This is a genomic window from Ruminococcus sp. YRD2003 (genome assembly GCA_900109435.1).
In the GTDB taxonomy this organism is placed as follows: Bacteria; Bacillota; Clostridia; order Oscillospirales; family Ruminococcaceae; genus Ruminococcus; species Ruminococcus flavefaciens_G.
Map to the genome: position 1 here is coordinate 262,745 of FNZT01000004.1, position 20,795 is coordinate 283,539.

Sequence of the window (20,795 nt, forward strand, 5' to 3'; positions counted from 1 at the left end):
ACACTGTTAAAAAGGGTGATGATATTGGATAACAACGGATACACGAATAATGGTCAGCCCGTCGGAGCGCCTGTACAGCCCCCGCCTCCGAGAGCTCTCTCGCCCGAGGTAGCTCAGCGTAAAGCCTTCAAGGGCAAGGTCGAGTATATGGGCTGCGGACTGCTGATATATACCTTCATCATTTATGCTGTATACATAGCAGATTTGTTCGGACATTATATATACTATGCTTTCAAGGCTACCTCCAAGGATAACTACATGGAGCTTGTCGAGGCGTATGCCGAAAAAATGCTCGAAAAAGCAGGCTCTATGATAGTGGGAGTCGTTATCGGCGTGGCGTTCCTGATACTCTTCTTCATCAAAGCACTGCCGCTGAAAAAGATATTCGCGCACCACGGAAAGATGACCTTCTCGAAGCTGATAATGCTGATCTGTGTACTGATGAGCTGTCAGCTCATATTCACCTTCATAGACGAAGGCGTGGAGTGGCTGCTGAATCAGGTGGGTTTATCGCTTCAGCAGGCGATAGAGATGTCTCAGGCAGGCAGTACGACGGTATCAATGTTCCTCTATGCAAGCATATTGGGTCCGATAGCAGAAGAGATAGTCTACCGCGGATTCGTTATGCACACCTTCGAGAGAGCGGGCTGCGGAAAGTTCTGTTCGATACTTGTTTCGGCAATACTCTTCGGTATCATGCACGCCAATCCCACACAGTCGGTATTCGCCATATATGTCGGCGTGGTGTTCGGCTATGCGGCTATGGAGTTCGGGCTCGGCTGGTCTATCGCTCTCCATATAATCAACAACCTCCTGTTTGGAGATGTACTGACATTTATCGCCAACAAACTGCCCGAAACAGCGGCGGAAGTGCTCGAATGGGGCGTGCTCATCGTGATGTTCATCGCGGGAGCTGCCGTACTCGTCATCAAAAGAAAGAATATTGTCTCTTACATCCGCGAAAACAATCCGCCTGTCAAGCACTACAGCTACATTTTCACCTGTATATCCATTCTCGCATTCATTGTGCTGAATATTCTGCTTGCTCTGTCAACTGTTCAGAAACTGAAATAATGAATAATCGCCTCCGAAGGGGATACAATAATCCCGAACGGAGGCGTTTTTATGTCAGAATTACTTTCGCGGGGAGCGTTTAGGCTCGGCGCACCCGTACACATCGAGAGCCATGCCGCTGTTGTAGGCGATAAGGAGGGGCGGGGACCCCTCGGCAAGTGCTTCGACGAGATAATCAGCGACAGTCACTTCGGACGCAGCACGTGGGAGCAGGCAGAAAGCCGCTTTCAGCTCGAGGCGGTCAGTCTCGCGGTAAAAAAAGCGGGGCTCATAAAGGAAGATATCGACTCGATATGCTCGGGCGACCTGATCAATCAGTGTACGGGCTCGTCATACGGGCTGCGTGAGCTCGGCATACCGTTTCTCGGTATCTACGGAGCGTGCTCGACTATGGCGGAAGGTATGCTCATTTCCTCGGTGCTCGTGGACAGCGGTGTCTCGCGCCGCGCTGCCGCTGTGACCTCGTCTCACTTTTCCACGGCGGAAAGGCAGTTTCGCGCGCCGCTCTCATACGGCGGGCAGAGGACACCTACCTCGCAGTGGACGTGTACCGCCTCGGGAGCGGTCATCCTCTCCCGCGATAAAGGCAGGGCGGCTGTCGTCGGGGGTTGTATCGGACGCATCGCAGACATGGGTATCAGCGACATCACCAATATGGGCAGCGCCATGGCTCCTGCGGCAGCGACTACGATAAAGCGCTATCTCGACGCGACGGGTACTGTCCCCGAGGATTATGACTACATCGTCACAGGCGACCTCGGCAAGGTCGGAAGCACGCTCGTCCGCGAATTCCTGCACAAGCAGGGAGTCGACATCTCCAAGCAGCACCGAGACTGCGGTGAACTCATCTTCGATAACGCCAGGCAGGATACTCACTGCGGCGGGTCGGGCTGCGGGTGCAGTGCAAGCGTGCTGTGCGGACTGTTCCTGCCCATGCTCGAGGAGGGCAGGATAGAGAATATGCTCTTTGCGGCGACGGGCGCGCTGATGTCCACGATGTCCCTACAGCAGGGCGAGAGCATCCCGGCTATCTCACACCTTGTCCACATTCAGCGAGTAAAGGAGCAATCATGACCGAAATAATCAAGGCTTTCATCGTAGGCGGCGCTATCTGCGCCATTGGGCAGCTTTTCATCGACTTCACCAAGCTGACGCCCGCACGCATTCTCACGGGCTACGTCGTCGCGGGGGTGGTGCTGTCAGCACTCGGGCTGTACCGTCCGCTCGCCGACTTCGCAGGGGCAGGGGCTTCCGTACCGCTGACAGGCTTCGGACACGCGCTTGCCGAGGGCATGAAAAAAGCCGTCGACGAGAACGGCTTTGCGGGAGTTTTCACGGGCGAGCTCACCGCTGCTGCGGGAGGCATAGCGGCGGCTCTGCTTGCCGGTCTGACGGCTTCACTCGTGTTCAGACAGAGGGATAAGGTGTGAGTGAGGGGGCGGCAACATTCCGCCCCCTTTCGCATATAATGTACCGTATCATTACGGCGTGCCGTATGCCGTGAAGCGGTGGAGTACCATTATGTGCGGAATTGCGGGAATTATCAGCTTTAAGGAAGATATGCGCGCGGAGCTTGAAACGTGCAAAAAAATGCAGACTGCGCTTCTCCGCCGCGGTCCCGACCAGCGCGGAGTATACCTTTCGCAGGAGGCTGCCCTCGTCCATACAAGACTCTCCGTCATTGACATATCAGGCGGTCGGCAGCCCATGACCGTCACCGCTGACGGGCGCGAGTACACGATAGTCTACAACGGCGAGCTCTACAACACCGCCGAGCTCCGCCGCGAGCTCGGCTGCGAGTTCGCGACCCGTTCCGATACCGAGGTCGTCCTGCGCAGTTATATTGCGTGGGGAGAGCACTGTGTGGAGCGATTCAACGGGATTTTTGCCTTCGCGGTCTACGAGCCTGCCGAGCATCGTGTTTTCTTTGCGCGTGACAGGATAGGCGTGAAGCCGCTCTTCTATTACGAGACTGATGATAAGCTCATTTTCGCCTCAGAGCTGTCCGCGCTCCTCGAGAACCCTGATATCCCGCATGAGATAGACGAATACGGTGCGGCAGAGCTCCTGCTCATGGCGCCTTCACGGACGCAGGGCTGCGGCGTGATACGTGGCATGAAGGAGCTGAAAAGCGGTGAATGCGGCTATTATTCGGCGGATGGACTCAGGCTCCGCACCTACTGGAGACTCCGTGCCTATGAGCTCAATGAGACCTTTGAGCAGACCGCCGAGCACACCCGCGAGCTCGTGCTCGACGCGATAAGGCGGCAGCTTGTGTCCGATGTGCCTGTCTGCACCTTCCTTTCGGGAGGTCTGGATTCGAGCCTTATCTCGTCGGTCGCGGCGGCGGAGCTGAAGAAGCAGGGCAAGCGCCTCGACACGTTCTCGGTGGACTACCGCGACAACGACAAATACTTCCAAAAGAGCCACTTTCAGCCGAACAGCGACAATGAATACATCAACATAATGGCGGAATACCTCGGCTCGGAGCACCATTGGGTGGTGGTCGACACGCCTGAGCTCGTCGGTGAGCTCGAAGCCGCAGTCGATGCTCGCGGTCTGCCTGCTATGGCAGATGTGGACGCGTCTATGCTTTTGCTATGCCGCGAGATAAAAAAGGCGGGTACTGTAGCGCTCTCGGGCGAGTGTGCCGACGAGCTCTTCGGCGGCTATCCGTGGTACCGCGACAAGGATATCCGCGAGACAGACGGCTTCCCGTGGGCACAGAGCACCGCCTACCGCAGCCGTTTCATGTGCGAGAGGTACGCGCGGCTCATCGACGCGGACGAGTACGTTTACTCTGCATACCGACGCACCGCCGACAGCGCAGAGAGGCTCGATACGGACAGCCCGCTCGAGAGGCGTATGCGAGAGATGACGGAGCTCAACTTCCGCTGGTTCATGCAGAATTTGCTCGACCGCAAGGACAGGATGTCGATGTACAGCGGATTGGAGGTGCGCGTGCCGTTCTGCGACCATCGTATCGCAGAGTATATGTACAACGTGAAGTGGGAGTACAAGGACTACATGGGGCGCGAGAAGGGGCTGCTCCGCGAGGCGATGAGTGAGTGGCTGCCCGAGAGCGTGCTCTGGCGAAAAAAGAGCCCCTATCCGAAGACGCACAATCCTGCCTTCCTTGCAGCTGTGACGGAGCGGCTCAGGGCGATACTTGCCGAGGATACACCGCTCACGGAGCTCGTCCGCCGCGAGGAGCTCGAGCGCCTGCTGAGGCATGAAGACAGGGTGCAGTGGTACGGACAGCTGATGAATCTGCCGCAGACCATAGCCTATTTTGTGCAGCTTGACTACTGGCTGAAACGGTACGGGATAAGACTTGTCTGAGCGAATCGGAGCCGCCGATAATTTCGGCGGCTCAGCCCATATTATAATAGTATCGAGTTATAATGGAATTATATTTACTATTTAGCGCGGCGCTGACAGTCTTTTATGTACTTTATCAGTGCAAAATGACGAATTACAAGTTAATCGTTTTGCTATAGTTTACAATTATATAAAAAAATCTGAAAATCCGAGATTTTATGTTGCAATTTAAGTTGTGTTGTGATATAATATTTGTGTAAGTTAAACAACGTGCAGCATGGGTACAACAATGCTGCGTTTTGTTCTGCCTTGAGATTGTTTTTTGTAGAATAATCGTACTATGCCCTGACGAATATTACGAATGGTATAATTGTTGGTGAATATTAATAAAAACCGATTGATTATTTATGGCAAAAAAACGATTGAAAAATAACTGTTTAAATGGTATAATTGTTATTATTAGGGCAGTATGGATTGTTCCGGCTTAATCAAAAACTATGGAGGTGGTTGTATGAAGAGTTATTCCTACATTGCTCAGGACGCAAGAGGCAAGCAGGTCAAGGGCAAGGCTAATGCCGAGAATGAACAGGAATTCCTCGAAAAGATGAAAGAACGAGGAGTGTTCATCAAGGATTACAAGGAAGACGATTCAAGTAACACAAGATCAATCTACAAGTTCAGCACCAAGGAGCTCGCGTTTTGCTGCCGACAGCTCAGCGCTATGCTCACGTCAGGTCTGACTCTTGTTAAAGCGATCGACATTCTGGTCAAGGAACAGGAAAACGAAAAGGCAAGAGCTATCTGGCAGGACATCTACGAGAACGTTCAGAAGGGTGAATCCTTCTCCTCGACCCTCGAGATGCATGCGGGCTCCTTCCCCGAGTTCCTTATCTCAATGGCAAACGCAGGTGAGACGAGCGGTTCGCTTGACGTTATCATGACGAGAATGGCCGAACATTACGCCAAGGAGAACAAGCTCAAGAACACTATCAAGGGCGCTATGGTATATCCTATCATACTTGCGGTTCTGTGCGTAGTTATCGTAATGTTCCTCTTCATATTCATCATGCCTACATTCATCGGAATGTACGACGATCCCGACAAGATGCCGGCTCTGACAAAGATAATGGCGGCTATCTCGGACTTCCTCAGATACAGATGGTACATAGTCGTTATCATTGTTGTCGGTGCGTTCTTCGGCTTCAAATACGCTTATAAGACGGACGGATTCCGCTATAAGATGGACAGACTTATCCTCAAAGGGCCAATGTGGGGTCCCCTTGTTACAAAGATCTATACGGGCCGCTTCGCAAGAACTCTTTCTTCACTCTATTCCAGCGGTATCCCTATGGTTGAGTGCTTACAGAAGTCATCTGCTATCCTCGGCAACAGATACATTGATGAAAAGTTCATCGACGTTGTCGACGAGGTAAAGCAGGGTGAAACACTTTCAGCCTCTATCACCAGAACCGAGATCTTCGAGCCTATGTTCTGCTCGGTCATCTACGTTGGTGAGGAGTCGGGTGCCCTCGACTCTATCCTTGAGAAAACTTCCGACTACTACGAGGAAGAATCTGACTCTGCTGTACAGCGCCTTGTAAGTCTTGTTGAGCCTGTGCTCCTCATCTTCATGGGCGTTATCATAGGTATGGTCGTTATCGGTATCTACCCCGCGCTCTATGGCTCGATGGAAGGTCTCGAAAACGAATAATAACGGAAAGGTGGAAAAAGAAAAATGCTTTCATTTGATATAACTGACAGAAACGTCCGTGTTGTTAAGGGCGTTGAGAGCAACGGTAAGATCAAGATCAGCTCCGCTGCTACACTTAACCTCGAAGAGGGGCTTATCGTCAACGGTCACGTAAGAGACGTGCCCAACGTTGCCACACTTATCAATGGTGTGCTCAAGAGAAACAGGATGCCTGACAAGGAGGCTATCGTTTCTATCTCCTCGAACCTCACAATATTCAAGGAAATGACTGTTGCCCGCATTAAGGGTCAGGATCTCCAGAAGACTGTTAAGCAGCAGGTACAGGCAGAACTCAACCTCGACGATTCCTACAGCGTTACATATGTCGTAGTTGGTGAGGCTTCCGAGAAAGGTGATACAGGTGAGCCGCTGCTCCGTATCCTCGCTACAGCTTGTCCCTACGAGATCGTCAACAGCTACAGAGAAGTGTTCAAGCTCCTCGGTATCTCGCTCCGTTCCGTAATGGTAGGATGTAACTGTATCACAAAGGTTCTTCTTGCCGATACAAGGATCAAGTCGAAGATGCCGCTCCTCGCTGTTCAGATCGACAACAACTTCATCTCGCTCAACCTCTATGAGGCAGGTCAGCTCTCGTTCTCACGTTTCGCTACGATCGATGCCGATGACTACGGCGGATCTGCTGACTACGTTTTCGAGGCTGTAAACGAGAATATCTTCCGTATGTTACAGTTCCACAGGAGCCGCAATACGGGTGAGACTATCGAGAATGTAGTTTTCTACGGTGATACCCACGATTATGTAAGACTCACCGATGAGCTCGAAAAGCTCGACCTTAACACGAGCCTTATCAATGTTCCTCCGCAGATACATGGTCATGAGAACCTTGAATTCTCTCTCTACGCTAACGCTATCGGCGCTATGTTCAAGCGTAACAAGGAAACTGAGAAGATCAACCTCCTTGATACAGAGCTTGGTGCGGTTATCAAGAGAGCAAGCAGCGGCAACAGCGAGAATGCGGGCCTCATTCCGATGCTTGCACTTATCCTCGGCGCAGGTGTGCTCGTCGGCGGCGTTTGGGGCATTATGTCTATTATCGACTTGGGCTATGCAAGCAAGACTCAGAAGATATATGATTACATCAATGACCCTGCTACCCAGAAGAAGCTTGCTCATCGTGAGAAACTTCTCGGTATTGAGGAAAATGTAAATGCTTACAATACCAAGATCGTCAATGCGCATGATGCGTTCTACTCACAGCCTGTTATCGACGGTGAGAAGTATGAGACTATACAGCTTGTACTTGATAAGACAGCAGAAGACCTTGATCTTGAGTATGCGATCATTTCTACCCCATCCTACAGCAATGGCGTTTTTAACTTCAATGTTTCTGCGGCAGGAAGTGAAGAAATGGTTCAGAAGCTCCCTTCGCTCTTTATTGATAACCTTCTTGATAAGGAATACAGCGATAATAATGGCATATTTGAAAATGCTTCATATTCGGGTTACAGTGTGGCTATTGATAAGGATAGCGAAAATCCTAACGACGAGGGAATCGAGACGGTATCGTTTGGTGTAACAACCGCTATTAGCGGCAGAGAAAGTGCTTATAAGCCAGAGACATCCGATTCGACGGACTCTGAATAATATGGAGGTAGATAGAGATGAAACTCAATTACAGAGATAAGATCATTTTAGGCGCACTGCTTGCCTTCGTTATACTGCTTGCAGGATTTTTCCTTCTCATCAAGCCTAAGTATACAGCGATAAAGGATGATAAGGCGGCTCTTACAAAGGCTGAGCAGGAACGTGATGATGTGGATGCAAAAATATCCGAGATCAAGCCACTTCAGGAGCGTATAAAAAAGACATACGACGATACTGTTACGCTTACAAACGACTTTGTTGCATACAATGATATGTACAATGCTCGTAAGGTCGATCAATATATGCAGCATTTTGCTGAAGATAACGAAGTCAAAATATTGAATCTCAATGCTACTGATGTCGGATCAGGAAGCGTTGACTACTATTACTTCACTCCTACTTTTGTTGGCGATGACCTTTTAAAAGCTGCTGACCTTAACGGTGATAGACAGGCTGCAAATGCTGAATTGTCAGCGGAAAGTGATAGCCTTAAAGACAGAACAAAGGAGAATATTCTCTCAAGCAATTATACTATCGCAGTTACAGGCACAAGAGAGAATATATGGAATTACCTCAAGGCGATCGAGGATCAGGATAAAACTATTATAATCAATAACGTTTCTCTTAATGGAATTATAATTAGTCCTGAGCAGTATGAAAAGCAGGCTGATTTCCTTGGAGTTGAACTTTCAGATGAAGAAAAGGAAATGCTCGAGGATGACGCGGAGGTTAGCGCACAGTTTACTATAACACTTTATTCAGTATACGACCTCTCAGAACCTAACGTAGAAGCAGATTGATAACTTGTCCCTTCGCTAACAGTTATTAGAGAAATATAACTTGGAAAGGCGGTTAAGAAATGAAAAATATAAAGAATAGAAAATATAAAGGTTCGGTTCTGCTTACAGTCGTTTCTGTAATGGCGCTGCTGATAGTATTTCTGTTCGGTACTCTCGTTCTTGCCACATCGGCAAACAACAGAGCCCACATTAACTACTCCAACGCTCAGACGAATGTAACTTCACGCCTTGTCGCGGAGAGTGCAATTACGGCTATCGATCTCGATAAGGATTACAGAAAGGCTATCGGCGGTATCAAGTCGGGAGATTCCCCCTTGAAGGTACCTGTGCAGATAAGCAGTGATGATACCAACATCAATACCAGAACTATGGGTAAGATAGATGATGTTGAGGTCTCTTATGCAGGTACAAGAAAGTTCTATGACACAACTAAGAATGAGTGGCTTGACAGAGAGCTCATTCGCTTTACATCAAAAGTAACCCTCGGCGGAGTTACATCTACGACAAATGCATATGTTCTGAAGCATATGTCGGACGACGATGACTCCAGCCCGAGCGGTGCGGGCTTCGTTACGACGGGCGGTGCGGACTTCGCGTGTCAGACCAGTCTTTACGGCGGTGCCTATGTAAATATCCCTACGCTTGATGTAGTAAAGAATTTTGATTATTCAAAGCCTGCTACGTACAGAGCACTGTCTTACTATGCAGGCGGTCCTTCGATGCTGCTTAACAATAGTGGCTCGGTTATTGAGGCTGATGCTGTAATCAACACCAATCTCTCTATCGAGAACTGGAACGGCTTCATTTTCCCCGGCACGGGCAAGGGTGTTACTATCTGGGGCGATATGGTATTCAACGGCGCTAATGCCGCGAGTCATCTCCGCTACGTGAATCAGTGCAATCTTACCGATACCTACAACTTCAATGAGATACCCTATGTTTATGTTGACGGCGGTATTTACGGAAAAAGCTGGAAGGGCGACACAAACGCAAAGGCTGAGGATAAGATAGCAATCGGTAACTCCGGTGATGCTAATTCTACAGCAGCAGCAGTTGCTCCCCTTAATGTATTCGCAGGTTATATCTATGCACGTGATGCTGCTGTCTGCAATATCTACGGCAACCTCTTCCTTATGGACGCTGACAAAACAAGCGTACTCAAAGGCGGCGGAACGCACCTTTATGGTTGGAGCAATTCCGTTGTGAACAAGACTAAGTCAACGACTGCTTCGGCAAATGTTACTTCCATTTATTCAAACGGCAGCCTTGAGCTTTCCGATTGCACTATTAATGGTGATGTTCGAGTACAGCGCAATTGTACAATCGGTCCTAATGTTACTATCAACGGCAAACTTGTTGTAGGCGGCAAGCTTATGATAACCGATACTTCTAATTTTACCTGCACAGGTACGATATACAGTGACAATGTTATCGGTCATGCCCCTGCTCCTGCCGATCGGTACAAGAGGGTCGAGAACATATTCCACCCCGAAGAGGAAAAGAACGCTGAGGATTGTGTAAAGGTTGAAAACACCGTAAAACGAAGCTATTTCGTTTATAATTTTGATGAGCATAAAAATGAACAAAATCAAATAATCGATCCTTTTGGTGACAACCTTGGTTGGGGTAGAGGCGGAAACGCTTACTACTTATGGAATCCTGCTATTGATCCTACGGACGTTGAAGTCAATAGTCCAGAAGACGCTGAAAAATACCTCGATAAGGACGCTGGTTATTATTGGCCTGAGGATGTTCCTGCTAACGGAATCGACGGAAGCAAGGATTACTACTATGTAAAGACTTGTATCGACTTTGATTCTGTTAAGGGTGATTCAACAACAGGTTACACATATGATACCTATGCTCTTTCTGAACCTACAAATGATCAGTACACGTATTACGACCTTGACTCCGGCGAAGAGTTAGATGTTGAGGACGCTACCGTAGTTATCCCTGCTTACAGAGCTAAGGCTGACTTCGACGGCCACGAGATAACACCTGTCGAAAAGACAGAAAAGCTGTATACCTACTATCGTAATGATGACCACACAGAGGTCGACGAGTATACAGCTCTCCACGGTGAGGGCGGCGGTGAAGTAGCAGGCATTTCTAAAACGTCTATTGCTGACTTTGTAAACACATACAAAGAGCAGCCCTATCCTAAGTACGCTGAAAAGAACGTTATTCTCGGTCTTGAGCTTTGCCCCGATCCTTCTGATGCAACAAAGAACCTCAAGAAGTCCGAGACACAGGTCGTTAAGACGATGAAGGACGTCCTTGAGCAGGTTATCAACCCGTACGATAACTCTGATATCCCGAATGCGCTCAGAGCTAAGTACAATTCGCTCGTATCAGCGGGCAAGGTGCTCAGAAGCAAGGCAGATGTAGCAACAGCAATGGGCAAGACTCTGACAAGTGCAGGCATGGACGGAGGTACTTATAAGATAGTAACTCAGAATGACGCAAACGGCGGTCTGTACATTAACAATGACTGTATACTTGATCTTTCAGTTGCCAGTGGTGACGTTAAGAACAGTACAATAGTTATTGCGCCTAACGATGGAACTACCGCAAGAGATATCCTCATCGTTGTTAAGAACTTTGAGATAGCCGCAGGCATAAACGTTATCTTCGATGATACAATGGGAGGTAAGGTATACTTCTACATTGACGGCAAGGGCAAAATGAGCTTCCTTGGTCAGGGCGTACAGTCAACTGCTAAGTGGTATGAGTTCCTTAGCAAGAAAACGCCCTTCCAGGTTACAAGTGACCAGATCTACACAATGTATGGTGCCGACGGCGTAACAGCCGAGCCCAAGACTATAATGCAGCAGCTCGGCAGCAATGCTGTTCCGAATGTTTACTTCTACGGTGCTAAGGGCTCCAAGCTTACATGGGGCAACTTCCAGTACTGTACAGCAAATATCGTTTCGCCTAATATCACACTCAAGATAGACGCTACATCAGGCTCTATCACTGACGGAATTGACGTTTACTACAATGGTCACGAAGTCAGAAAGAACGTCGAGACAAACGATAAGGTTGACTACAAGTACATCTTCGGATGCTGCAACTCAAAGACTGCTGACTTCCCGAACCAGATCAACGAGCTCTGGGTAACCGACGGCGGAGGCAAGACTCCTCCCACACCGCCCACTGACGACGAGTTCTGGTACAAGGTTCTTTACTACGACGAATATTAAGGAGGGATATCAATGAACGAGACTAAAAAGAAGAAGTCCCTCAAGGGCGTGACCCTTGTTGAGATCATTATATCGCTTGCCGTAGTATCAATTCTGACGCTTTTGCTCGTAACAACAGCAACTACTATCAATGCTTATATCAAATCAGCTAATCATGTTAACAAAAAGACAACAGTTCAGGCTCCTATTGCCGAATCCGGTTTCACGGGTTCGGCAAACGAGCTGAGCACTTCCGACAAGGACATCAAGATCACAGTCAACGGTAAGGTTACGCTCGTCGGCAAGGGCTATTCCGTTGTTGACCCCGCTGCTCCCGCAGACGAGGGCGTTGGCGGCAATCTCAATATGAAGTTCGTCACCAATGTCGACAAGGAAGGCACAACAGAAGCGACTACAGAGTCGACGACATAAGCGGGGGGTGTTATTTTGAAGATAAAAAGAACAAAGAAGGGCTTTACCCTTATTGAGCTCCTCATCGTGCTTGCTATTTTCAGTATCATTCTGATGCTGGTTATGTCGTTTATCGACCCTGTGTCAAGGCTTATGACAAAGACCTCCGTAAGAGAGCGTACTGCGGCATATGTTGACAACATCGGCGATTACCTCGACAAATCAATACGCTATTCTAAGTTCGTCAGAGTTTACAATGGCGATTACGGCGACAGAGAAAGTACGGCTTTGCCCGTTATCACCGAGCAGGAGGCTGTTCAGGCGTTTGTCGATGATTTCTTCGACGGTGCGCTGAAATCGGATAACACTGCTCTCACAGGCAAGATACACGTATTGAGGCTGTATAACGACAATATGCCCGGAGCCAATGACAAGCCCGGTGTTGCATATGAGAGTGTATACTCCTTTACAGCTGGCGACAGCTGCCCTGTTTCACACGATTTCCCTACCGGCGATGTTGACGATCCTACCGAGACAAAGACGGGCAGAGTTTTCGACGGCGAGACAGCTACGCTTATATACGGTTCTGATTCCTATGATATTGACTGTCCCACGGGTTCTTTCCCGAGAGCAGTAGTTACTAAGGAGACTTTCTCCGACGGAACTACAGACCGTATGCTACTCAATCCCGAGCACTTTGTTGACTATTCATACTACTATACTCTCGGATACAATGTACTGGAGCCTATCGCTCCCGGAGATATCGCTTCATATGAAGATGCAGCGGGAGACCCGCTCCCCACAAGCGAGAAGTATTACTACAGCCGTCTGGCGCCCATGACTCAGAATGACGGCTCTCCGATGAGCGTATCAGCAAGTAATTTCTGCCTTTCAGTTGTGTCATACCAGAACAATGCAAAGGGCGTAAACAGAATCGATACCGAGTTTACAGGTGTTGATCCTGCTGAAGCAGTTTCTGTTTTCAGGTCGCCGTCCTACATCTCCTCTGCAAGTATGACGCTCAAGAATTGTGTGGCAGCAGGTCTTAGCGACAGTACGCTCTATGAAAAGTATTTCAGACTTTCACAGACAACTTATACAGGTTCCGGAACTGTTTCTGTCAATAAAGACGCTGACGGCAAGGATCTGCTCGAGGCGATCGACCCGAAGTTTTACTATGGTCCGAGCTTCGAGATTATTGATACGGCAGCTGGAAATACATCGGTAACAAGCGAGAATATCTACATTATCTATGCTCTTCCCGATGAGGTATCACCCAGTCCTATCAATTACGGCGCAGTTCCTGCGGCTACTACACCCGCAACAACTACAGCAACAACAACATAATAAAAATTAAAAAGCAGGCAGCAGTAATAATTGCTGCTGCCTGTAATTTATTTTTGCGTTTTTTGACTTTTACTCGGGTTTTGCAGTAAGAAGATTGACGTACCAGTCAGCGACTCTGTTGCCCCAGAGCATTGCAAAAGCAATGCCGATCGAAAGATAAGGTCCGAATGCAAACTTTGAATCCTTTGTAACCATTTTGATTATCACTCCGCCAACAGCGGCTGTGATGATACCGATCAATGCTGAAACGATAATAGCCCGCGTTCCGAGAAGAGCGCCCGCCGCGAACATGAGCAGCGTATCACCAAGCTCTATCGCACGGAAATCCTCCTCAAACTTCTTTCTGATTATCGGTCTGCTGACCTCTCCAATTATAAAGAAGGGAACGCTGATAACAAGAGCTCCGATGATTCGGTGCTTGAGCTCCACATCGTCTGTGAAGAGCGCCGCGGGTATGGCAAGCAGAAGTATCATACCGACAATTATCATGTCGATCTCCTGCGTGTCCCAGTCCATAAAGGCGATGACGACGAGAAGCGACATAAGAACGCAGGTTATTATGGCTTTAGCATTTATATCAAGAACTATGAATGTAAGTACATAAAGCAAGCCGTTGAGTGATTCGACGATGGGATATCGGACAGATATCTTCTCGCCGCAGGAATGACACTTGCCCCTCAGCAGTATCCAGCTGAGCACGGGGATAAGATCTATGGGTCTTATCTTTGCTCCGCAGGTCATGCAGTGGGATGAGCGCTTGATGAGAGATTCGTGCCGCGGCAAACGCAGTATGACGACATTCAGAAAGCTGCCGATACAGATGCCGAAGAGAAATACGATGGATAAAAACATGATTTTGAAAGGCATATCAGTGAATTCACTGTGAAGCATATTTTCAAATCCAAACATGGTTTTTCCACACTCCTTTACTTAGAATATTGACGTATTACTATTATATCATATTCTGAGTAAAATTCAAGTGCAAATTAAGAGTTTGTTCTTGTAAACAGAACGGATTCTAAAAAATAAGCGGAGGTTTGTATATGAGAAACGAGAGAATTGGCGACTACTTAGTTAGTCAGGGGCTGATCACTGAAGAACAGCTCCAGAAGGTTCTTGCGACCCAGAAGGAGTCAAATGGAGCCAAGAAGTTCGGCGACGTTGTTGTTGAGCTTGGATTTATGACCGAGATTAACTTCACTAAGGCTCTTGCAGGCAAGCTGAGAGTTCAGTACGTTGATCTCGACAATACGGACATCAACACAGACGCTGTTCAGAAGGTTCCCGAGGCTCTCGCGAGAAAGCATACGGTAATCGCTATCGCTATTACAGGTAAGCGTCTCACTGTTGCGACAAACGACCCTGTAAACTTCATCGTTCTGGAAGATATCAAGGTATCGACAGGTATGGATACTGTTCCTGTTCTCGCTACCACTTCCGCGATAAACAAGGCTATCGGTAAGTGCTACTCCATGCAGAACGTTGACAGCGTTCTCGAGGGCGTTACAGCTATGGCAAGCGACCTCGGCGGCCCCATGGACGAAGAGGCTAACGACCGTGTAGAGAGCGCTCCTATCGTTAAGCTCGCTACAACTATCGTTGAGAACTCCTTCAGAGCGGACGCTACCGATATCCATATCGAGCCGTTCGACAAGTATACAAGAATTCGTATCCGTGTAAACGGTGACCTTGTTGAGCTGATGAACATCTCCTCGGCTGTTCACAGCGCTCTCACAACACGTTTCAAGCTCATAAGCGGTATGAACATCGCCGAGAAGCGTATCCCTCAGGACGGACGTTTCACTCAGGTCGTTGACGGCACCACCCTCGATGTCCGTGTTTCGTCGCTTCCTATGGTACACGGCGAAAAGATAGTTATCCGTATCCTTTCAACAGGTCAGATAGCTCTCCGTAAGATAACAGACCTCGGTATGTCCGATTACAACTACCAGCTCTTTGAGTCGATGCTCCGTGTTCCTCACGGCGTTATCCTCGTTACAGGACCTACAGGTTCAGGTAAAACTACTACACTTTACGCGGCGCTCGGTGAGATAGCTAAGCCCAACGTAAACGTCGTTACCGTTGAGGACCCTGTCGAGAAGGCTATCGACGGAATCAACCAGTGTCAGGTTAACCAGAAGGCAGGCATGACTTTCGCCGCTGCCCTCCGTTCTATCCTCCGTCAGGACCCTGATATCGTAATGATCGGTGAGATGCGTGATACCGAAACTGCCGATATCGGTATCCGTGCCGCTATCACCGGACACCTTGTACTTTCCACCCTCCATACCAATGACGCTGCTTCGACTGTTGTACGTCTCGTTGATATGGGCGTTGCTCCGTACATGGTTGCTACTTCACTCATCGGCGTTATCGCTCAGCGTCTCGTTAAGGTGCTCTGTCCGAACTGTAAGAGAGCAAGGATGTCCACAGACGAGGAAAATGAGCTTATGGGTATTCCTTCATCTATCCAGATATATGAGCCTGTTGGCTGCCCTAACTGCAACAACACGGGCTATCGCGGAAGAACCGCTATCCACGAGATCATCCACTGTACTGCTAAGGTTTCCGCTATCATTGCTGCAGGCGGCGGTAAGGAAGAGATAGAGGCTGCTGCTAAGGCTAACGGTACAAAGCTCCTCCGCGACAACGCTTCCGAGCTTGTACAGGCAGGCGAGACTTCTATCGACGAACTCGTAAGATCCACATTCTCTGTTTGATCTACACATATATATATTAGGAGGAATACACAATGGGCATTATCAATATTCATAAGATCCTTGACGAGGTTCGTCTCCTCGGCTGCTCGGACCTTCACTTCACAAACGCTATCGCTCCTGTTGTACGTCTGAACGGTACGCTCAGAACTATGCGTTCGCAGTACCCCGAAATGGACGAAGAGGAGATACTCGACATAATCAACCAGATGACAAATGAGGCTCAGCAGACCTCTATCAATAACCACCACGATACTGACTTCTCCTTCCAGACAAAGAGCGGTTACCGTCACCGTGTAAACGTTTACTTCCAGAAGGGCAAGCCCGCTATCGCTATCCGTCTCCTCCGCAACGACATCCCTACTCTCGAGGACCTCATGCTTCCTCCCATTCTTGCGGATTTCGCTATGCGTCCCCGTGGACTCGTTCTCGTAACAGGTCCTACAGGTTCAGGTAAGTCTACCACCCTCGCGGGCATGATCGACTTCGTAAACCTCAACAGAAGTGCTCATGTTATCACAGTTGAGGATCCTATCGAGTACGTTCACGACCACAAGAGATGCATGGTAAACCAGCGTGAGATCGGCGACGACGTTCCCAACTTCGCCCTCGCCCTCAGAGCTGCCCTCCGTGAGGACCCCGATGTTATCCTCGTAGGAGAAATGCGTGACTTCGAGACCATTCAGGCTGCTGTAACCGCTGCCGAAACAGGACATCTCGTTATGTCGACACTTCATACAACATCCGCGGCTGATACTATCAATCGTATCATCGACGTTTACCCCGAGCACCAGCAGCAGCAGATCAGAACTCAGCTCGCTAACAACCTCGTGGGTATCATCTCGCAGACCCTTATCCCCAAGAGAGACGGTACAGGACGTATCGCTGTAATGGAGATACTCAACGTTACCGACGCTATCTCCGCTATGATACGTGATAATAAGATACACCTCATCCAGTCTGCTATCCAGACAGGTAAGCAGCAGGGCATGATGTCCCTCGACCAGGAGCTTGCACGTCTTGTTTACAAGAACGTTATCAACGAGGTCGACGCGCTCGACAAGTGCCAGGACAAGCAGGAGTTCTACCGCTTCCTCACACAGATGGGCGGTTCTCCATCGGGCGGTATGTCTACAATGCAGCAGAGTGCAGAGTAATTAACAATTTGTTCACAGAATTTATCCCCTGCGTATTGCGGGGGATAATTTTTTGAAGGATTGTGAACGTCTTGTGAACAGAACAAGGTGTAGCCAATGTGTAAAAGCGGCACAGAAAATAACACCTTGTATTTGTGGTAACAGCCGCGAAAGTGACGCACCTATGCTTTGTAACCGTTTTTTAACCTTTTTGGGCGTCTTAGAGCACTATAATATTTGGGCAAAATATTACAAATGGTACAATTTGAAGGAATAATATTTAATTTGTTCACAGAACGTTGTGCATAGTGACGAAAACGACGAAAAATAAATGCCTATTTACCGTTTTGATGTAAAAAATGAGCTTTTCGTGAATTAATTTTCGAGATTCTATTGACAATTTATGAATGAAATGCTATACTATAATCACAGGAAAGGGAAGGGGACACAAAAAAACCCTACCCAAAATGAATCGTGCAAAAGCACAAAAAATTTATAAAGGAGGTTTTCAATCATGAAAACTACAAAGAAAGGTTTTACCCTTATTGAGCTCATCGTTGTTATCGCTATCATCGGTGTTCTCGCAGCAATCCTCGTACCCACAATGCTTGGCTATGTAAAGAAGTCCAAGATCAGCTCTGCTAACTCTGCTGCTTCTTCTGTTTACAAGGCAATCAACTCTGCACTTACAGAGCTTGACGAAGAGGGCGTTGACGTAGGCGGTCTCTGGATCCTTGATTGGGACGGTCATAAGTGGGGCGCCGAGTCAAAGCTTGGCGTTGCTGCTGAGGGTAATCTTGGTCACTCTGATACGATTGGCACAGATAAGCCCTTCGACAGAAAGGTTTCCAACTTCTTCGAGGACATCTCAAAGGAGAAGGCTGGCGCTGCTGCTATCAAGGGTGGTTCTTGCATCGCAGTTGCGGTTTGTGGTGACACAACTTACACAGGTACATACCTTGGCGGTATCGTAAACACAGACAGCTACGAGCTTTATTCTGATGCACCTGCTACAGCTCTTAGAGATGCGGTTTGCGTAGCTTCTGGTGAGTTCAAGGCTTCTGACTGCTACACAATCACAAAGAAGAAGGCAACTTCTGTTGATAATTCTGCTAAGATCACTAACGAAGACATGAAGCTTATTGCTGGTTCAGCTTCCACAAAGGTTAAGTCTAAGCCCTCTACATGGAAGAAGTCTACAACATGATTTGATTAGAATATAATCTGAATCAAATAAAAACCTCTCTCCTCGGAGAGAGGTTTTCTTTTTAGGTGATTTAATGGATAGAAATAAGATAACAGGTTATGTAGCGGCTGGGCTTGGCTGCGCAGCTGTAACATTTGGTATCTGCTGGTATACAATGGATTACAGTCGAAGAGACATTATTGAGCTTGGCGAAAAGATGTCGGTCGTTAATGAATGCGAAAAAGTAATGACGGAAGCCGACTACCCTTTTTCGGACAACAGTCCGATAGAATCGGCGATAAATGGATATGTTTCGGGGCTCGCAAGTGATAAATTCACATATTATACCGAATCGTCTGATGACGCTGTAAAAGAGATGACAGCTTACGTTAATACTTCGGGTACGGCGGAAGCAAGCGGATTCCAAGTTGATATCGCAGAGGATGGAAATATCCTCATTAAAGATGTTACCGAAGGGCTCGCAGCTGATAAGCAGGGACTAAAAAAAGGCGATGTTATCACAGCTGTTGACGGTGTTTCTGTAAGTGAAGCAAAGTATGAAAACATTGCCAATAAGCTTCTTGGAAAGAAAGATACTAAGGTCAATATTACGATAAGGCGCGGCGATGAAGAGCATGATATTGAATTCGTTCGCGATCATATGTATAAAAATCTTATTGAGAATGAAAAAAAGCAAGGTATTGGAATTCTGAGGATAAAAAGTATTGACCAGTTTATTGGCGGACAGTTCGATCAAAGTGTCAAAGCACTCGAGGGCTGCAATAAAATAGTCATCGACCTGAGAAATAATCCCGGAGGAGACGGTGACGTCTCTATGGATTGGGCGGCTCGTCTTTGCGGTCAGGCACAGGTCACAAAGTATTACTATACAGGCAAGAAAGAGGAACTTTCGCTCGAAGGCAGAAAGGATTTTGAAGGCAAGAAGATAGTTATTCTTGTTAATGAGAATACGGCGAGTGCTGCGGAGATAATGGCAGCTAATTTAGCCCAGAATCTTGACGCTAAAACTGTCGGTACAAAGACCTTTGGTAAAGGTGTATTCCAGAACTATGCTGATTTAAGCAACGGCGGACAGCTCTGCTACGTGGCGGGAAGCTTTACTGTCGGCGACTGGGAATGCTGGCAGGGCGTCGGCATCACCCCCGATGTGGAGGTTCCAATGGACGCTTCCCTTATCGGCACAAACGACGATATACAGCTTAAAAAAGCCATGGAGCTTCTTGACTGAATTGCACAATAAAACTATACAAAAATTGGGCAGATTTTATGGCGATATTTTATTGACAAATTGTGAACTTTTTGCTATAATATTCTTAGCTCTAAATCATAGATAGTTGGGAGGTTGTCTTATGAGGACGAAAAAGGGCTTCACCCTTATTGAGCTTATCATCGTTATCGCTATTATGGGCATTTTAGTTGGCGTTCTTATTCCTTCGTGGGGGTATTATCTCCAGCGCAGCAAAACAAGAACCCAGAATAATAAAGCAAAGGCTATTTTCAATGCAGCTCAGACGGTCGTTACTGACCTGAATTTCTCTGAGCGCAGATATCTTGAGGCGTACAGCGCTCTTCCTTCGGGCGCTTCGGCTGAAAAGACGAATATTCTCGGTCATCTTTATTCAAATATTCCCGACAAGGATACGACGACAGAGTGGTTCTATTACTGGGACGGAAATCAGGGATATCGTTGTGACAAAGACGGCGTGAAACTGACAAAGGATAGTTCGGGATATGGCTCTGATTTTACATCTCTTGCAATTGCTGAGTGGGATGAGAAGATCGGAAATGCTATAAAGAAAATTGTTGACGATGACATGGTATATAAGTTCTATGTTAAGGACTATAAGGTACAGTCAGTCGCATCGGCTCGCTATGATAAGGATAAGTTTATAGGCGCATATCCGATATCTTTGGATAAGGTGGACGAATACGGCAAATATGATGCTGATGATTTAAGAGATATAAGAGTCCAGGAACAGGATATGACTTACTTCGACCTTGACGTTGACGATATCAAGAAGACCACATGACGAATCGACAGATTTAGCGCAGCTTCGGCTGCGCTTTTTGTTTGCAGATGAATGGTAATAATAGCTAAAAAAACTTTGGAATTGCTGTGATTCTTTTAGTTGACAAACCGCAAATAGCGTGCTATAATAATTAAGTCGCCGCGAGAGAGTGTGACGGCACAGCATCTTGAAAATTGAACAATGCTAAGAAAAAGTAACGACCCTTGAGATTCCTT

16 protein-coding genes are annotated in these 20,795 nt (G+C 47.8%); 15 read left to right on the forward strand and 1 reads right to left on the reverse strand.

What is annotated here, in order from left to right; translation table 11 throughout:
• Positions 1–24 precede the first annotated feature (24 nt).
• From BMX22_RS04120 to BMX22_RS04165, 10 genes are all read left to right on the forward strand, one after another.
• Complete coding sequence (locus tag BMX22_RS04120) at positions 25–1,074, forward strand: CPBP family intramembrane glutamic endopeptidase (RefSeq protein WP_074740899.1); 1,050 nt, start codon at positions 25–27, stop codon at positions 1,072–1,074.
• Between the two features lie 51 nt (positions 1,075–1,125).
• Positions 1,126–2,148, forward strand: a complete 1,023-nt coding sequence (locus BMX22_RS04125) for a stage V sporulation protein AD (RefSeq protein ID WP_074740901.1) — start codon at positions 1,126–1,128, stop codon at positions 2,146–2,148.
• Complete coding sequence (gene spoVAE, locus BMX22_RS04130) at positions 2,145–2,504, forward strand: stage V sporulation protein AE (RefSeq protein WP_074740903.1); 360 nt, start codon at positions 2,145–2,147, stop codon at positions 2,502–2,504. The genes BMX22_RS04125 and spoVAE overlap by 4 nt, the downstream gene beginning before the upstream one ends.
• A 91-nt stretch (positions 2,505–2,595) precedes the next feature.
• Positions 2,596–4,416 (forward strand): asparagine synthase (glutamine-hydrolyzing), encoded by a 1,821-nt coding sequence (asnB, locus tag BMX22_RS04135; protein WP_074740905.1) that lies wholly within the window; start codon positions 2,596–2,598, stop codon positions 4,414–4,416.
• 490 nt (positions 4,417–4,906) lie between these two features.
• Positions 4,907–6,106 (forward strand): type II secretion system F family protein, encoded by a 1,200-nt coding sequence (locus tag BMX22_RS04140; RefSeq protein ID WP_074740907.1) that lies wholly within the window; start codon positions 4,907–4,909, stop codon positions 6,104–6,106.
• A gap of 24 nt (positions 6,107–6,130) precedes the next feature.
• Entirely contained in the window at positions 6,131–7,750 is a 1,620-nt protein-coding gene (pilM, locus tag BMX22_RS04145; protein WP_074740909.1) for a pilus assembly protein PilM, read from the forward strand.
• Between the two features lie 17 nt (positions 7,751–7,767).
• Entirely contained in the window at positions 7,768–8,550 is a 783-nt protein-coding gene (locus BMX22_RS04150; RefSeq protein WP_074740911.1) for a hypothetical protein, read from the forward strand.
• A 59-nt stretch (positions 8,551–8,609) separates the two neighbouring features.
• Entirely contained in the window at positions 8,610–11,753 is a 3,144-nt protein-coding gene (locus BMX22_RS04155) for a hypothetical protein (protein ID WP_074740913.1), read from the forward strand.
• Positions 11,754–11,765: 12 nt separating this feature from the next.
• Positions 11,766–12,164 (forward strand): type IV pilus modification PilV family protein, encoded by a 399-nt coding sequence (locus BMX22_RS04160; protein WP_074740915.1) that lies wholly within the window; start codon positions 11,766–11,768, stop codon positions 12,162–12,164.
• A gap of 15 nt (positions 12,165–12,179) precedes the next feature.
• Complete coding sequence (locus BMX22_RS04165) at positions 12,180–13,490, forward strand: PulJ/GspJ family protein (protein WP_074740917.1); 1,311 nt, start codon at positions 12,180–12,182, stop codon at positions 13,488–13,490.
• A 69-nt stretch (positions 13,491–13,559) separates the two neighbouring features.
• On the opposite strand, the gene BMX22_RS04170 is transcribed toward BMX22_RS04165, so the two are convergent.
• Complete coding sequence (locus BMX22_RS04170; protein ID WP_081349064.1) at positions 13,560–14,399, reverse strand: prepilin peptidase; 840 nt, start codon at positions 14,397–14,399, stop codon at positions 13,560–13,562.
• A 134-nt stretch (positions 14,400–14,533) separates the two neighbouring features.
• On the opposite strand from BMX22_RS04170, the gene BMX22_RS04175 reads away from it, so the two are divergent.
• The 5 genes from BMX22_RS04175 to BMX22_RS04195 all read left to right on the forward strand — a co-directional run bounded on the left by BMX22_RS04175 (position 14,534) and on the right by BMX22_RS04195 (position 20,580).
• A complete protein-coding gene (locus BMX22_RS04175; RefSeq protein ID WP_074740919.1) occupies positions 14,534–16,210 on the forward strand; it encodes a GspE/PulE family protein in 1,677 nt (558 codons plus the stop codon).
• Between the two features lie 32 nt (positions 16,211–16,242).
• Positions 16,243–17,364, forward strand: coding sequence for a type IV pilus twitching motility protein PilT (locus tag BMX22_RS04180; RefSeq protein WP_081349065.1), 1,122 nt, complete (start codon positions 16,243–16,245; stop codon positions 17,362–17,364).
• Between the two features lie 493 nt (positions 17,365–17,857).
• Complete coding sequence (locus BMX22_RS04185) at positions 17,858–18,550, forward strand: prepilin-type N-terminal cleavage/methylation domain-containing protein (RefSeq protein ID WP_074740921.1); 693 nt, start codon at positions 17,858–17,860, stop codon at positions 18,548–18,550.
• 73 nt (positions 18,551–18,623) lie between these two features.
• Positions 18,624–19,778 (forward strand): S41 family peptidase, encoded by a 1,155-nt coding sequence (locus BMX22_RS04190; RefSeq protein ID WP_074740923.1) that lies wholly within the window; start codon positions 18,624–18,626, stop codon positions 19,776–19,778.
• 121 nt (positions 19,779–19,899) lie between these two features.
• Complete coding sequence (locus tag BMX22_RS04195; protein ID WP_074740925.1) at positions 19,900–20,580, forward strand: type II secretion system protein; 681 nt, start codon at positions 19,900–19,902, stop codon at positions 20,578–20,580.
• Positions 20,581–20,795 lie beyond the last annotated feature (215 nt).

What these genes read in the sequence shown, in the direction of transcription:
- BMX22_RS04175 (WP_074740919.1), top strand. Translation starts at nt 14,534, where the DNA reads ATGAGAAACGAGAGAATTGGCGACTACTTAGTTAGTCAGGGGCTGATC.
- BMX22_RS04150 (WP_074740911.1), top strand. Translation starts at nt 7,768, where the DNA reads ATGAAACTCAATTACAGAGATAAGATCATTTTAGGCGCACTGCTTGCC.
- BMX22_RS04180 (WP_081349065.1), top strand. Translation starts at nt 16,243, where the DNA reads ATGGGCATTATCAATATTCATAAGATCCTTGACGAGGTTCGTCTCCTC.
- BMX22_RS04195 (WP_074740925.1), top strand. Translation starts at nt 19,900, where the DNA reads ATGAGGACGAAAAAGGGCTTCACCCTTATTGAGCTTATCATCGTTATC.
- pilM (WP_074740909.1), top strand. Translation starts at nt 6,131, where the DNA reads ATGCTTTCATTTGATATAACTGACAGAAACGTCCGTGTTGTTAAGGGC.
- BMX22_RS04190 (WP_074740923.1), top strand. Translation starts at nt 18,624, where the DNA reads ATGGATAGAAATAAGATAACAGGTTATGTAGCGGCTGGGCTTGGCTGC.
- BMX22_RS04160 (WP_074740915.1), top strand. Translation starts at nt 11,766, where the DNA reads ATGAACGAGACTAAAAAGAAGAAGTCCCTCAAGGGCGTGACCCTTGTT.
- spoVAE (WP_074740903.1), top strand. Translation starts at nt 2,145, where the DNA reads ATGACCGAAATAATCAAGGCTTTCATCGTAGGCGGCGCTATCTGCGCC.
- BMX22_RS04185 (WP_074740921.1), top strand. Translation starts at nt 17,858, where the DNA reads ATGAAAACTACAAAGAAAGGTTTTACCCTTATTGAGCTCATCGTTGTT.
- asnB (WP_074740905.1), top strand. Translation starts at nt 2,596, where the DNA reads ATGTGCGGAATTGCGGGAATTATCAGCTTTAAGGAAGATATGCGCGCG.
- BMX22_RS04170 (WP_081349064.1), bottom strand. Translation starts at nt 14,399, where the DNA reads ATGTTTGGATTTGAAAATATGCTTCACAGTGAATTCACTGATATGCCT.
- BMX22_RS04140 (WP_074740907.1), top strand. Translation starts at nt 4,907, where the DNA reads ATGAAGAGTTATTCCTACATTGCTCAGGACGCAAGAGGCAAGCAGGTC.
- BMX22_RS04155 (WP_074740913.1), top strand. Translation starts at nt 8,610, where the DNA reads ATGAAAAATATAAAGAATAGAAAATATAAAGGTTCGGTTCTGCTTACA.
- BMX22_RS04125 (WP_074740901.1), top strand. Translation starts at nt 1,126, where the DNA reads ATGTCAGAATTACTTTCGCGGGGAGCGTTTAGGCTCGGCGCACCCGTA.